This window comes from Arthrobacter sp. GQ119, assembly GCF_059759125.1.
Genome location: NZ_JCAXEA010000013.1, coordinates 51,297 through 64,008 on the forward strand (window position 1 = coordinate 51,297; position 12,712 = coordinate 64,008).

Genomic DNA, 12,712 nt, shown 5'->3' on the forward strand with positions numbered 1-12,712 from the left:
GGTTGGTCGTGATGCGGGCTAGCTCTGGTGCTGCGGCTGCCGCAGATCCACCACGACTCCCGTTGCGGCGTTCTCCCGCATGGCATTGATGCCCGCTACTACGCCGGAAAGGCTCTTGAACCGTGGCGACTCCGCCACTACGTTGCCGTCTCCGTCTTTGAGCCGGAACTTGTAGAACTTCTCGTTGTCCTGGTGTACTTCAAATTTGCCCGCCATCGGCCGGGACCCCCCCTGATATGCTTCCTTGCACTTGCCGGGCCAACTCACTGCCACTGCCCGGTTACACATGAGAGTAATGTGATGTTCGGCACCTGCGCGAACTACCCGCGGGTACATTACTTTCTGAAACGCTGCGTTGCGGCGTGCGGCGCATGTGACTTCAGTTCCGGCCGCCGACGGTATACTGTCCGTTCTCCGCCTTGGGGGCCCGGCCTACTTCGCGTTGTCGTACGAGTCCACTATCGCCACACTGACCGGGAATTCCACCGGAATCCGGCCGAAGAGCAATTCCTTTGCGGCGTTGGCGGCGTCTTCGATAGCCCGGACGCAGCTCTCAACCGCCGCGTCCGGGGCGTGGACCATGACTTCGTCGTGGAGGAAGAAGACGAGCTCACCGGAAGCTGAACCGCCGGCACGCAGGGCGCGCAGCCGGCGTCGTAATTCCGCAAGCCAGCAGGCCGCCCAGTCCGCCGCCGAGCCCTGCACCACGAAGTTGCGCGTGAAGCGGCCGCGTGAGCGGGCGAGAGAGTCGGCGCGGCGCTGCTCCTCAGCTGAGGTGGACTGCTGGCTGCGGAACCATCGTTCGGACGGCGGCGGGCTGCTGCGGCCGAGCCGTGAGGTGACAGTTTTCCCCGCCTCGCCCGCGCGGGCTGCCTGTTCCACAAAGCCGACGGCGCGCGGATAGGTGCGCGCCAGCTGCGGCATCAGACGGCCTGCTTCACCCGAGGTGGCGCCATACATGGCGCCGAGCAGGGCAATCTTGGCCTTGGCGCGGTCGCCGCCGAATCCCTTGGCCGCGATGCCCGCATAAAGGTCCTGGTCCCTCGCGGCCTCGGCCATCGTGCAATCCTGTGCAAGCGCCACAAGCACCCGCGGTTCCAGCTGCGAGGCGTCTGCAACGATCAGCTTGTGCCCCGGATCGGCGTGTACGGCGCCGCGGACCTGGCGCGGAATCTGTAGCGCGCCGCCTCCGCGCGACGCCCACCGGCCCGAGACAACGCCGCCCACCACGTATTCCGGCTGGAAGCGCCCGTTCCTGACCCATGCGTCCAGCCACGCCCAGCCGTTCGCCGCGTGCAGCCGCGCCAGTTTCTTATATGCCAGCAGCGGTTCAATGGCGGGGTGGGTGGACTCCTTCAGTTCCCACTGCCGTGTCGTCTTCACCTCTATGCCGTTCCGGTGGAGGGCACGCATCAGCTCCTGCGGCGAATCGGGGTTCAATGCCGGCGAGCGCAGCAGCGTGCGGAGTTCGGTGTTGAGTGCCTCCAGTTTGGCGGGGCGGTGACCTGCCGGCGGGCGGGGACCCAGATGATCGGCGAGGATCTTTTCATGCAGCTCTTCACGCCAGGGCACGCCGGCGTGCTGCATCTCGGCCGCGATCATGGCGCCGGCGGACTCTGCGGCAAGAAGCAACTGGAGGCGCTGCCGGCGGTTGCCGTCCGTGGCGGCGCCTGCCAAGGCTTCCTGCTGGGCGGCGTATTCGGCGCGCAGGTCTTCAATGGCGGGCAACTGCTCTGCGCGCAATCCGGGATCGTCGAAGAGCGCTCCCTGATCGGCTGGCGGCGGGGGCGGCTGGAGCACCCGCGGGGGTTGCTGGAGGTCGTCGTCCTGCGTCACCTTCTCCGCGCGCTGGGCATAGGGTGTGTGCGCGGTGAACTCGGAATGAGCCAGGATCGCGCCGCACAGCGAGAGGTCGTAGCACCGCTCCAGCTCGACGCCCGCCGCCAGCAGCGCCGGGTACCAGTCCTGCGTCCGGTGCCAGATCCAGCGCGGACGCTGCTGTTCGAGTTCACGCACGACGGCGGGAAGCCCAGTTGCGCTTCCGCCGGGGGATCCGTCGGGGTTAGCGGCTGCCATGGCGGCGCGGCTGATGATCCGAGGGTGGGGATTGCGCGGGCTCGGAAGGCCGTCGGCCGTCAGCTCCTGCAGGGCCGCTCCGTCAGCGTGGGCAGCCAGCAACAGAAACATGGCTTTATTCTGCCCTGATTTTGTCGCTGCCCCGTGCGGGGACGCATGTTTCACATGCCGTGCCCGACTTCCCCTCCACATGGTTGCATCCAGTGGGGTTGTCCACATAGCGTCGTGGGCCGCTGCCGTGTGGGACGGGTTCCCGCCAGAGTTGCTCCATGAGCAGGCATCATGCACGTAATCAAGGAGCGTCGTCGGGACCGGATACGGCGGCGTTGGCGGGTTTTCCTTTGCCAGAGACTCCCGTGCGGGCCGCGCCGTTGCGGCCTCCGGAGCCGGGTCAGGCGGAACCGGGTCAGGGCGCGTGGCTTCCGGTGGGAGCCGACGACGTGCTGCTGGTCACGGGCTTTGAATTTCTCCAAGGGGAGGTGGAAAGGATTGTGGCCGCGGCAGGCGGAGCGCTGCGCGTTGCCGCCAACATTGCAGAGGCCGCACCGTACTGGGATTCCGCTGCTGCCGTCCTGGTCGGAAGTGATATCCGTGAGCTGCCCCCGCGGCGCCGGGCACCAGCGGTTCTGGTGGGTCTTAGCGGGGAAGGGGACAGCCTTTGGCATTTGGGGGCGGCGATTGGAGCGCAGCGGGTCGCCGTTCTTCCCGACGCCGCGGCCTGGCTGGCTGAATACCTCAGCCGTTCGCGCTCCCCGGAGGCGGGCGGCGCGGTACTGGGTATCACCGGCGGCTGCGGGGGTGCGGGTGCCACCACGGCCGGCATCTGGATTGCGCAGGCGGCCGCGAACCTTGGCGTGCGCGTCTTGCTTGTGGACGCCGATCCGTGGGGAGGAGGACTCGAACTCGCCTTGGCGGCGGAAGAATCACCGGGTCTCCGCTGGCCGGATCTCGCTGACGCGAGCGGCAGCATCGATCCCGGCCAGCTCGCGGATGCCTTGCCCGTGGCCGGCGGCTTCTCGTTCCTGTCATGGCCGGGAAGCAGGGAGCGGCCGCCTGCCGTGGACTCCGCCACCGCCGGCGGCGTGCTCGATGCCGCACGGCGTGGCTATGAACTTGTTGTCGTAGACATCGGCCGAAACGCCGAACCACTGCGGACGTTTGCATGGGACTGCGACCGCCTGCTTGTTGTGGTCCCCGCACAGTTGAAGGCGGCCGTGGCCTCCGCCCGCCTGCTTCAGGAGCTTCCGCCCGTGGATTCAGCGCTGGTCATCCGCGGCAGGGCAGGTGCTGCCCTGGACGGGACGCTGATCGCAGAGTCCGTGGGCCTTCCGTTGCATGGCGCCATGCCCGAAGTGCGCGGCACAGCCGGGGCAGCCGAGCTCGGCCGCCTGCTGGAGCAGGGCAAGCGGAGGAGCGTTCGCCGGTTCGCCGCGTCCGTCCTCGAGCTGCTCGACGGCGGGCTGCCGGCCAAGGATGCGCAGTGAGCGGGCATTCAGACGTCCCGGGACGAAGCACCTTCTCCGATCCCGCATTTTCCGGTTCCAGGCCGGCAGCTGGCAGGGCGGCTCCGATGGAGGGAAGCCGGCGGCGGCGTGCACCCAGGGCGTTGGATTCCGGGCTCCTCGAGAGTGTGCGGGAATCTGTCATGGCAGATGCCGGGCCGGTGACGCCCTCGCGTGTGGCAGCGGCCGTGCAGGCCACGGGAAAGCTGCTCGGCACGGCCGGTTCCCTCGCGGCTGTTGAACGCATCAGCGCTGAACTGAATGGTCTGGGGCCGCTGCAGCAGCTTGTCAGGGATCCTTCGGTCACCGACATCTTCGTCAATGCGCCGGATGCCGTATGGCTGGACCGGGGGCGGGGAATAGAACGGGCACCTGTGGCCTTTGCGGGAGAGACGCAGCTCCGGGCCCTCGCATCACGGCTTGTGGCCGCAGGCGGACGCCGCCTGGACGACGGTTCACCGTGCGTTGACGTGCGGCTCGACGGCGGCTACCGGGTTCACGCGGTTCTGCCGCCCATCTCCACGGCCGGGACCCTGCTGAGCATCCGGATCCGCCGTGAGCAGGTCTTCTCCATGGACGAGCTCAGGGACGGCGGGATGTTCGGGCCGCTGATCCAGTCGGTTCTGGAGCAGATGGTGGACCGTCGGCTGAGCTTCCTGGTCAGCGGCGCCACCGGATCGGGCAAGACCACTCTGCTGTCCACGCTGCTCGGGCTGTGCCATCCGGGCGAGCGGCTCGTCCTGATCGAGGATGCCTCGGAGCTGAACCCGGTGCACCCGCACGTCGTCGCCCTTGAATCGCGGCATGGCAACCTGGAAGGTGGCGGCGCGGTGGATCTGGGCGAGCTCGTTCGTCAGGCCCTGAGGATGAGGCCCGACCGGCTGGTCGTGGGGGAATGCCGGGGCGCCGAGGTGCGGGAACTCCTGACGGCCATGAACACCGGCCATACCGGCGGCGGCGGGACGATCCACGCCAACACCGCCGGTGCCGTGCCAGCGCGCCTCACGGCCTTGGGTGCCCTGGCAGGGCTCGGGCCGGATGCCGTGCGGCTCCAGGTTGCCAGTGCCCTGGACGTTGTCGTCCATGTCGCCAGGCACCGGGAAGGGCGGCATGTGGCCTGCATAGGATTGATGCAGCAGAGTGCCGGGAACCTTGGCGTTTCCGCTGCCTTGGAGGTCACAGGTGGTCAGCTGGTCACCGGCCCGGCGTGGGAGACGCTAGCCGGGAGGCTCGGCCTGGATCCTGCAATGCCCCGGCCGCCGCACCCCACGGGAGCCGGGGCATGATCGCCGTTCTCGTGGTTGCGCTCGGCCTGGCTCTGTGGTTGATTCTGCGGCCGCCGCGTGGCGTGAGCGGCAGGGTCCGGAGGGCCTTTCACGGCAGCACGCGCGGCGGGCTCGGCCACGGGTCCGGCACGCGCGGCCAGGGGTCCGGAAACGGCGGAGGCGGTCGGTACCGCAGCCGTCCCTTCCTCCGTGGACGCCGGGCCGCCAGGCGCGGCAAGGACGGGGAGGTGCCGCTCACCGTGGTAGTCCAGCAGCTTGCTGCCCTGCTGAAGGGCGGCCGGAGACCGTCCCGGCTCTGGGACGAACTGTGGCTCGTGTACGCGGGATCCGGCCAGGCCATGGGGACGGCCGATGGCCAGCGCCTCGGCACGGCCTCGACGGTGATTCTGGCGGCCGCAAGAGGGGCGGCACTGCGTGGTTCCCCCGTGGCTGAAGCCATACGTCTGACCGCACGGTCCGCAGGCCACAGAACGAACGGCCACGAACCCCGGATCTGGGCGGACCTTGCCGCCTGCTTCGATATCGCGGAAGCCAGCGGCTGCCCTCTGGCGGACGTCCTGACCCGGTTCGCCGCGCAGCTGGAAGTAGAGGACGACGCCGAAGCGGCACGCCAAACCGCCCTCGCCGGCCCCAAGGCGACGGTCACCCTGCTGACGTGGCTGCCCCTGCTCGGACTCGGGCTGGGGATATGCCTCGGCGTGGACCCATTGGCAATGCTGGCCGGCACGCCTGTCGGTATCGCGGCCCTGATCGCCGGCGTCCTGCTGACAATCGTCGGCCGGATCTGGTCCGCCAGGCTCGTGCGGGCGGCCGCCGGCGCGGCAGTGGCGTGAGCGTCCTTGGAGATGGTGTGACCGGCCTGCGATGTGAAGCGGGGCGGCATGACCTGACCCGGCGCAGGGGTGCGGCACGGACATGACGGAACCGATACTGTCCGCTGTGCTGATTGCGTCGTTGATGGCGTTGGCGGCGTCACTCGCCTTGTCCGGACGCTCACGCATGCGAAGGCGCCTGTTGGCCAAGGTCGGCGTGCTGCTGGACGACACCATGACTGACGACGCGGGGAGGTCGGGTCCAGCCTGGCAGGAAGCCGGACTGCGAGATCCGGCAATGATGCTCGAGCTGGTCGCCGCCATGCTGGACGCAGGATGCGGAATCGGCCGCTCCCTGGAGCTCGTCGCGGCGGCCGCCTCACCTTCGTACCGCAATTCGTTGAGGCCTGTGGTGGCTGCCTTGGCCATCGGGGCTGATTGGGAAACGTCCTGGCGGAGTTCCGAGGGGCACTCCGCCGAAGTACTGGCACTGCGGGACGCACTGGGATTCGCCGCGCTGACCGGTGCGCCATCGTCCGCCATCCTTTACGCCCAGGCTGCCAGGATGCGCCGTGAACGGTTCCGTTCTGCGGAAAAGCGCGCCGCATCCCTCAGCGTCAAACTGGTGATTCCCCTGGGCCTCTGCTCCCTCCCGGCGTTTATCTGTCTTGGCGTCGTCCCTGTGCTCCTCGCCCTGGTGCCCTCTGGATCGTGAGCGCGAAGGTCCCTTGCACGCACGATTCCGAGGCACCTTTCCTCCACACCGCGGAGCGGGCGCCGGTTTTCCACTTAGGCCAACGCGTCACTTACCGTCCGGTGCGGCAGGCAGGAAAGTCGGGAGTAGCCGGCAACACCGCCGGCCAACCAGAAAGGAAAACCATGTCCCTGAATCAAAACAGCCTCGGCGGTGCCCTGCCTGCACGGCAGGAAAGCGACGATGCAGCAGTGCGGGAAATCTATCCGGGGGCGAGCACGGCTCCCCGCGTAAAGGTGCGGCAGAGGAGGCGGCTCATGGGATCCGAGGCCGGGATGGCGACGGCGGAATATGCCATCGCCACGCTGGCGGCCGTGGGCTTTGCCGGGATTCTCGTGTTCATCCTGCGCAGCGACGAAGTCCGTGGTTTCCTGCTGAACCTGATCCGTACGGCGCTGGCCCTGCCGTGACTCCCATGCTGCAGATCCCGACGCCCCGCGGAAGGACGAACACCCCAACGGGCCGCACAACTGACAGCCGCGGCGCCGTGACGGCTGAATTCGCGGTCGCACTGCCTGCAGTCCTCATGCTGTTGGCCATGCTCCTGGCGGGGTCTGCAGCAGGGATCACCCAGCTCCGGCTGGAGGAAGCGGCCCGCGCCGGGGCCAGAGCCCTTGCCCGCGGCGAGGAGCCGGCCACCATTGACGGCATCGTCCGCAAGCTGGCCGGAGCCTCGGCCACATCCGTAGTGGTAAGCGACGGCGAATGGCTGAGCGTCACCGTGACGGACCGCGCGTCCGGTCCCCTCGGGTCCATGGTGCCGTGGACACTGACCGCCAAGGCCGAAGCCCGAGGGGAAGCGGCGGCGTTCCGGATGCCCGGGATCCGAAACGCCAGCGCCGCCAATCTGCAGGACAAACCTCGATCAAGGACACCGGTGTGAACGGGAACCGCTGCCAGATCGGTCGGCATCAGTCTCAGCGGCGTCCGTGTCAGCGGCGGCAGTCTGAGCGGGGATCTGGCACAGTCCTTGCTGCCGGTCTCGGGATGGTGGTCATTCTGGCGATGTCCATGAGCATGCTTCTTGCGCAGTCGGCCGTAATGGCTTCCCAGGCCGCAGCGGCAGCTGACCTTGCTGCCCTCGCCGCAGCGGACGCGCTGCGGGGGGTTTCAGTGGGTGAACCGTGCGCTGTGGCCGCCGCGGTCGCCGCCCGGCACGACGCGCGGCTCCTTACGTGCACGGAGGGAGGCGATCAGTCCGTGGAAGTCCGCACTCAACTTGTGGCAGGTACGCTCCTGGGGGCCGCCGCCGGCCGGGCGCGGGCGGGACCTCCTCCCTAGCGGGCGGGCCTAGCCGGTGTCAGAGCTAGCCGGCGTCGGGCCTAGCCGGCATCGGACCTAGGCAGTGTCGACCTAGCCGGCGTCGGGAACACCGGCGGTCGCCACAAACTCCGCGGACGGTCGGGCGGTCTCGGTGGCATCCCTCAACAGCACATCGATCAACGTCACGGCTGCGTCCTTGTCCAGCGGGTTGTTCTTGTTGCCGCACTTGGGCGACTGGACGCAGGACGGGCAGCCGGAGTCGCACTCACAGGCCTTGATGGCATCACGTGTGGCCGTCAGCCACATCTTGGCCTTTTCGAAGCCGCGTTCGGCAAAGCCGGCACCGCCGGGGTGCCCATCGTAGACAAATATGGTGGGCACCCCGGTGTCGGCGTGGATCGCCGTCGAGACACCGCCGATGTCCCAGCGGTCACTCGACGCCACGAGCGGCAGCAGCCCGATGGCCGCATGCTCCGCTGCGTGAAGGGCACCGGGGAACTGAGCCTCGACCAGGCCGGCACCTGTCAGGGACCGGTTATCCATGACGAACCAGACAGCCTTCGTAAACAGGTCCCGGGCCCCCAGTTCCAGGGGCTCTTCGCCCAGGACCTCGTTCGAAATGAGGGCTTTGCGCTGAAAGGAAACCACTTGAGTCGTCACCTTCACCTCACCGAAATGGACAGCAACGTCACCCCACTGCGCCGTGCGGTCGGTCTCCAGCACATCGATCTGTGTTATGTCCCGGGCGGTGGTGTAGTAGTCCGGATTCGCGCGGCGCACCACCACGCAGTGCTCGTCCTCGTTCAGGTCCTCCACCACATAGCTGTCACCTTGGTGGACGTAGACCGCTCCGGTGTGCGCCTGGTAGTGGGTTTGCGGGGAGCCCATGGTTCCCAGAAGGGACCCGGTGTCGGCATCCACGATGCTCACAGGACCGCCCCCGTCGGCCCGGAGGTTCACCATGGCTGCCGCGCTTTGGGGATGGGTCCAGAACCAGCCGGCAGGGCGCCGCCGTAAATACCCCCGCTCTACAAGCTGGCCGAGCAGTTTCTCCGCCGTGCCGCCAAACAGTGGAAGCTCCGCAGGACCCAGGGGAAGTTCCGCGGCTGCGGCGCACAGGTGCGGGCCGAGAACGTAGGGATTCGAGGGATCGAAGACAGTTGCCTCCACCGATACATCGAAGATCGCCTCAGGGTGGTTCACCAGATACGTATCCAAAGGGTCATCGCTGGCTACGAAGGCCGCAATCGCATCCTGCCCAGCACGCCCGGCCCTGCCTATTTGCTGGAACAGGGAGGCCCTCGTCCCGGGCCAGCCGGCAACCAGCACAGCATCGAGGCCGGAGATGTCGATTCCCAGTTCCAGGGCCGAGGTGCTCGAAATGCCCAGCAGCTGGCCCGTCCGCAGAGCCTTTTCCAATGCGCGCCGCTCTTCGGGGAGGTATCCGGAGCGGTAGGCGGCAACCCTTTGGGGCAGGCTGGGGTCAACCTCATCCAGCAGGCGCTTCGTGATGGACGAAATGGTTTCCGCGCCCCGCCGGGACTTAATGAAGGCGATCGTCCGGGTCCGTGACGAGACGAGGTTGGCCAGCAGGTCCGCTGTTTCGGCAACCGCCGTCCGGCGTTCCTTGGCGCCGTTCTCGCCGCGCACCTCGGTCAGAGCAGGCTCCCAGAAGGCCACTGTCGTGGAGCCGTGCGGGGAGGAATCTTCCGCGACGGACTGAACGGGGGCCCCGATGAGCCGCCCGAAGGACTTTTCCGGGTCCGACGCGGTGGCGGAGGCTGCAATAAAGACGGGGCCGGGGGAGGAGGGACCCGCGTAGTAGGCGCAGATGCGTCGGAGCCTGCGCATCAGGTTGGCCACGTGGGAGCCGAAGACGCCGCGGTAGCTGTGTGCTTCGTCCACAACCACGTACCGCAGGCGCCGGAAGAATCCAGCCCACCAGGCGTGGTTGGGCAGGATCCCGAAGTGCAACATGTCGGGGTTGGCCAGGATGACGTTGGCGTGGTCCCTGATCCAGCGCCGGGACGCCTGGTCAGTGTCGCCGTCGTAGGTTTCTGCCCGGACCGTGGGCAGCCTCAGCGAGCGGATCGCGGCGAGCTGGTCCGCTGCGAGCGCCTTGGTCGGAGAAAGATATAGCGCCACCGCACCGTCTTCATGTATCTTGCCCGGCTCCGAGAGTACCCGCAGCTCTGAGCGGTGAATCGCGTCCAAGGCAGGAAGCTGGTAGGCCAGCGACTTTCCGGACGCCGTGCCGGTGGCCACCACAACGTGTCCGCCGGAGTGGGCAATGTTGGCTGCCTGAACCTGGTGCCGGTATGGCTGCTGGATGCCCAGCTTGCCGTACGCGCCCACGAGGTCGGGATGGGCCCATGCAGGCCACGGGTCGTGCACCGCCTCGCGCGCCGGGATGGTCCGCACATGGCGCAGCTGCTCCGGGTTCGGGCCGCGGCCCAACAAGGAAATCAGCGAGTCATGGGGGTTCACCCCAACATTCTTTCACCTGCCCAAGCGCCGGGGGACATCGCGGCGGTGGAAGCACTCAGCCGGAGGGAAGCGCGTCAGGCGACAGAGAGGTCCGAGCCTTCGTTCGACGCGGAGAGCATCAGGACATGGCACACCGAGGTCCAGCCCAGGTGCGAATAGAGTTTTTGTCCATCGAGCGAGGCAAGCAGCAGGCCGTCCTCCACGTCGTGCTCAAACGCCTGGGCGGCCAGGGCCTTCATGATGAAGCTGCCCAGCCCGCGGCGCTGGAAATCAGGCTCGGTCACGATCTTGTCGAACACGGCCGTCCCGTTGATCACGAGCACCTGTCCGCTGGCTGCGAGGGCATCTCCGGACCGCACGACCGCATGGTGCACCCCGTTGGATTCGGATAGTTCGAGGGTCAGTTCGTCGTCGGAAAGCCACGGGTCCTCGGCGTCCTGTGTCTCCATGTCCACGACCATCATGGTCTGGGACGCTGATGTGACATTAAGCCCGTGCTGCTGCGCGAGGACCTTGTACCGGTCAACGTCGTTGGTCAGGATGGTCAGCACGCGTACCGGCGCCTCGGCCGCCTTCTCTGCAAGGTCGGCAAACTCGGCGTCGGAAGGATCGGAAGCAAAGTACTCCCATTCCCCGGTTGTGTCGGCGCGGAGGGCGGCAGGGAACCGTCCTTCGGTGCGCGTCTCATAGCCCCGGCAGCCGGCCCAGCCGGCTACCCAGACTTCCAGCAGATGCGTGATGTCTCCAACCATGGCTTCTGGCGTCATGTGATGAGACTATTCCAGCACTGTCACAAGTAACAGAGCTTTGGCATTTGCTTATTCAATTGTGATGGGGCTCAGCCACGCCTCCACGTGCCCCTTTGAGCACCTCCGAAGGCTTCGCGGCCGCGCCTGCGGGATTCCGGTGCCTTCTCTACAGCCAGTACCCTTAAATACGTGGCTTTGAACCGAATCGTCCTTTTTTATGGCTTTACCCCCATCGCAGACCCTGACGCCGTCAGGCTCTGGCAGCGCGCCCTGTGCGAGAAGCTGGGCCTGACCGGGCGCATCCTGATTTCCAAGGACGGCATCAACGCCACGGTCGGGGGTGAGCTCAACGCCGTCAAGCAGTACGTCAAGACCACCCGCGAATACAGGGGCTTTCATGGCATTGACGTGAAGTGGTCGGAGGGCGGCGCCGAGGACTTCCCCCGTCTCAGCGTCAAGGTCCGGGACGAGATCGTCTCCTTCGGCGCCCCGGGCGAGCTGAAGGTGGACGAGAACGGCGTCGTTGGCGGCGGCAAACACCTGAGGCCTGAGGAACTCCACCAGTTAGTGGACGCCAAGAAGGAGAGCGGCGAGGAAGTCGTGTTCTTTGACGGGCGGAACGCCTTCGAGGCCCAGATCGGCAAGTTCAAGGACGCGGTTGTCCCGGATGTTGCCACCACCCACGACTTCATCAAAGAACTCGAGTCCGGCAAATACGACGCACTGAAGGACAAGCCGGTGGTCACGTACTGCACGGGCGGCATCCGCTGTGAGGTGCTCTCCAGCCTCATGGTGAACCGGGGCTTTAAAGAGGTGTACCAGCTCGACGGCGGGATCGTGCGCTACGGCGAAACCTTCAAGGACCAGGGACTCTGGGAAGGTTCGCTGTACGTCTTCGACAAGCGCATGCACCTTGAGTTCAGCGAAGACGCGAAAACCATCGGCGAATGCGTCCGCTGCGCGTCGCCGACCAGCAAATTCGAGAACTGCTCCAACCTAAGCTGCCGAACACTGACGCTGTACTGCGCCGGGTGTGCAGCAAGCCCGGAAACCCTGCGCTGCCCGCAGGGCTGCGCCGCCTGACGGCATGGGCCAGGTGGGCAGGCTTGTCCGCCGGGTAAGCGGACCGTTCAGAGCCGGCTTATCTTGAGGGCGAAGTTGGCATCCCTTCTCGCCTCCACGGTTATGCGCAGTGCCGAAGCCTTTGAGAGGTGCACGACATTCACCCTGGAGGTGCCGCAGCGCAGGCTCAGATCCACCAGGGCGAACTCGGAATCGCGGACCGTGAACGAGACCCGCCGTTCGCTGCGGCAGGCAAGGGTCAGGGCGTAGGTGCCGCTGCCCAGCTTCCCCGTGGACGTTTTCTCTTCTTCGTCCCCTTCGACGGTGCCGTAGTCGGTGTAAACGACCTCACCGGCGGAGTCGGGCAGTACCTCGCGCGCCCATTCGTCGAGCTCGGGGCCCGATACGGGGAGGTCCTGCAGGGGATCCCGGGGCAGCGCCGCATCGGTCACGGGAGATGAGGTGTCGGCGGGAAGTGCGCCACGGCCGTCGTCATAGTCGTACTCGCAGCCGGTCAGGACGGCGCCGGCAGCAAGCGCAAGGAAAAGCACGACGCCGGCTGCCGGGGTCCGCAGCGGCGGAACCCGCGGTGCCCGCCTGGAGGAATTGCGCACGGAGGTCATCCGCACTGTGGGCATACACCGACTCTAAGCCCGGCGGACGCAGGGGGGCTAGCGCCAGTGCAAGGTAACCGGCGCGCGCCGCCCAAGCGCTTTACAAC

General features: G+C 67.0%; 13 protein-coding genes. 8 read left to right on the top strand and 5 right to left on the bottom strand.

Features of this window, described 5'->3' with window-relative positions:
- Nucleotides 1–18: 18 nt before the first annotated feature.
- Complete coding sequence (locus tag AC6CH3_RS13205) at nucleotides 19–216, bottom strand: YegP family protein (RefSeq protein WP_498132870.1); 198 nt, start codon at nucleotides 214–216, stop codon at nucleotides 19–21.
- Between the two features lie 216 nt (nucleotides 217–432).
- A complete protein-coding gene (locus tag AC6CH3_RS13210) occupies nucleotides 433–2,187 on the bottom strand; it encodes a bifunctional 3'-5' exonuclease/DNA polymerase (RefSeq protein ID WP_498132871.1) in 1,755 nt (584 codons plus the stop codon).
- 314 nt (nucleotides 2,188–2,501) lie between these two features.
- Here AC6CH3_RS13210 and ssd point away from each other — a divergent pair, with 314 nt between their 5' ends.
- The 7 genes from ssd to AC6CH3_RS13245 all read left to right on the top strand — a co-directional run bounded on the left by ssd (nucleotide 2,502) and on the right by AC6CH3_RS13245 (nucleotide 7,711).
- Nucleotides 2,502–3,560 (top strand): septum site-determining protein Ssd, encoded by a 1,059-nt coding sequence (ssd, locus tag AC6CH3_RS13215; protein ID WP_498132872.1) that lies wholly within the window; start codon nucleotides 2,502–2,504, stop codon nucleotides 3,558–3,560.
- An 86-nt stretch (nucleotides 3,561–3,646) separates the two neighbouring features.
- Entirely contained in the window at nucleotides 3,647–4,864 is a 1,218-nt protein-coding gene (locus AC6CH3_RS13220; RefSeq protein WP_498132968.1) for a TadA family conjugal transfer-associated ATPase, read from the top strand.
- On the top strand, nucleotides 4,861–5,697 hold the full coding sequence (locus tag AC6CH3_RS13225; RefSeq protein ID WP_498132873.1) for a hypothetical protein: 837 nt from the start codon (nucleotides 4,861–4,863) through the stop codon (nucleotides 5,695–5,697). The genes AC6CH3_RS13220 and AC6CH3_RS13225 overlap by 4 nt, the downstream gene beginning before the upstream one ends.
- A gap of 82 nt (nucleotides 5,698–5,779) precedes the next feature.
- Nucleotides 5,780–6,391, top strand: a complete 612-nt coding sequence (locus tag AC6CH3_RS13230) for a type II secretion system F family protein (protein ID WP_498132874.1) — start codon at nucleotides 5,780–5,782, stop codon at nucleotides 6,389–6,391.
- 101 nt (nucleotides 6,392–6,492) lie between these two features.
- The gene (locus AC6CH3_RS13235) at nucleotides 6,493–6,840 is read left to right on the top strand and encodes a DUF4244 domain-containing protein (protein WP_498132875.1); all 348 of its coding nucleotides are present in this window, start codon (nucleotides 6,493–6,495) and stop codon (nucleotides 6,838–6,840) included.
- A gap of 5 nt (nucleotides 6,841–6,845) precedes the next feature.
- Complete coding sequence (locus AC6CH3_RS13240) at nucleotides 6,846–7,313, top strand: TadE family type IV pilus minor pilin (RefSeq protein WP_498132969.1); 468 nt, start codon at nucleotides 6,846–6,848, stop codon at nucleotides 7,311–7,313.
- Nucleotides 7,310–7,711, top strand: coding sequence for an Rv3654c family TadE-like protein (locus AC6CH3_RS13245; RefSeq protein ID WP_498132876.1), 402 nt, complete (start codon nucleotides 7,310–7,312; stop codon nucleotides 7,709–7,711). The genes AC6CH3_RS13240 and AC6CH3_RS13245 overlap by 4 nt, the downstream gene beginning before the upstream one ends.
- A 72-nt stretch (nucleotides 7,712–7,783) precedes the next feature.
- Here AC6CH3_RS13245 and AC6CH3_RS13250 read toward each other — a convergent pair whose 3' ends face one another.
- Both AC6CH3_RS13250 and AC6CH3_RS13255 read right to left on the bottom strand, forming a co-directional pair.
- On the bottom strand, nucleotides 7,784–10,180 hold the full coding sequence (locus AC6CH3_RS13250; RefSeq protein ID WP_498132877.1) for a DEAD/DEAH box helicase: 2,397 nt from the start codon (nucleotides 10,178–10,180) through the stop codon (nucleotides 7,784–7,786).
- A 74-nt stretch (nucleotides 10,181–10,254) separates the two neighbouring features.
- Nucleotides 10,255–10,947, bottom strand: a complete 693-nt coding sequence (locus AC6CH3_RS13255) for a GNAT family N-acetyltransferase (protein ID WP_498132878.1) — start codon at nucleotides 10,945–10,947, stop codon at nucleotides 10,255–10,257.
- A gap of 171 nt (nucleotides 10,948–11,118) precedes the next feature.
- On the opposite strand from AC6CH3_RS13255, the gene trhO reads away from it, so the two are divergent.
- On the top strand, nucleotides 11,119–12,012 hold the full coding sequence (trhO, locus tag AC6CH3_RS13260) for an oxygen-dependent tRNA uridine(34) hydroxylase TrhO (protein ID WP_498132879.1): 894 nt from the start codon (nucleotides 11,119–11,121) through the stop codon (nucleotides 12,010–12,012).
- Between the two features lie 47 nt (nucleotides 12,013–12,059).
- Here the strand turns inward: trhO and AC6CH3_RS13265 are convergent, their stop codons facing one another.
- The gene (locus AC6CH3_RS13265) at nucleotides 12,060–12,629 is read right to left on the bottom strand and encodes a hypothetical protein (RefSeq protein WP_498132880.1); all 570 of its coding nucleotides are present in this window, start codon (nucleotides 12,627–12,629) and stop codon (nucleotides 12,060–12,062) included.
- Nucleotides 12,630–12,712: the final 83 nt, after the last annotated feature.

What these genes read in the sequence shown, in the direction of transcription:
- AC6CH3_RS13255 (WP_498132878.1), bottom strand. Translation starts at nt 10,947, where the DNA reads ATGACGCCAGAAGCCATGGTTGGAGACATCACGCATCTGCTGGAAGTC.
- AC6CH3_RS13265 (WP_498132880.1), bottom strand. Translation starts at nt 12,629, where the DNA reads ATGCCCACAGTGCGGATGACCTCCGTGCGCAATTCCTCCAGGCGGGCA.
- AC6CH3_RS13210 (WP_498132871.1), bottom strand. Translation starts at nt 2,187, where the DNA reads ATGTTTCTGTTGCTGGCTGCCCACGCTGACGGAGCGGCCCTGCAGGAG.
- AC6CH3_RS13225 (WP_498132873.1), top strand. Translation starts at nt 4,861, where the DNA reads ATGATCGCCGTTCTCGTGGTTGCGCTCGGCCTGGCTCTGTGGTTGATT.
- AC6CH3_RS13230 (WP_498132874.1), top strand. Translation starts at nt 5,780, where the DNA reads ATGACGGAACCGATACTGTCCGCTGTGCTGATTGCGTCGTTGATGGCG.
- AC6CH3_RS13205 (WP_498132870.1), bottom strand. Translation starts at nt 216, where the DNA reads ATGGCGGGCAAATTTGAAGTACACCAGGACAACGAGAAGTTCTACAAG.
- AC6CH3_RS13220 (WP_498132968.1), top strand. Translation starts at nt 3,647, where the DNA reads ATGGAGGGAAGCCGGCGGCGGCGTGCACCCAGGGCGTTGGATTCCGGG.
- AC6CH3_RS13240 (WP_498132969.1), top strand. Translation starts at nt 6,846, where the DNA reads ATGCTGCAGATCCCGACGCCCCGCGGAAGGACGAACACCCCAACGGGC.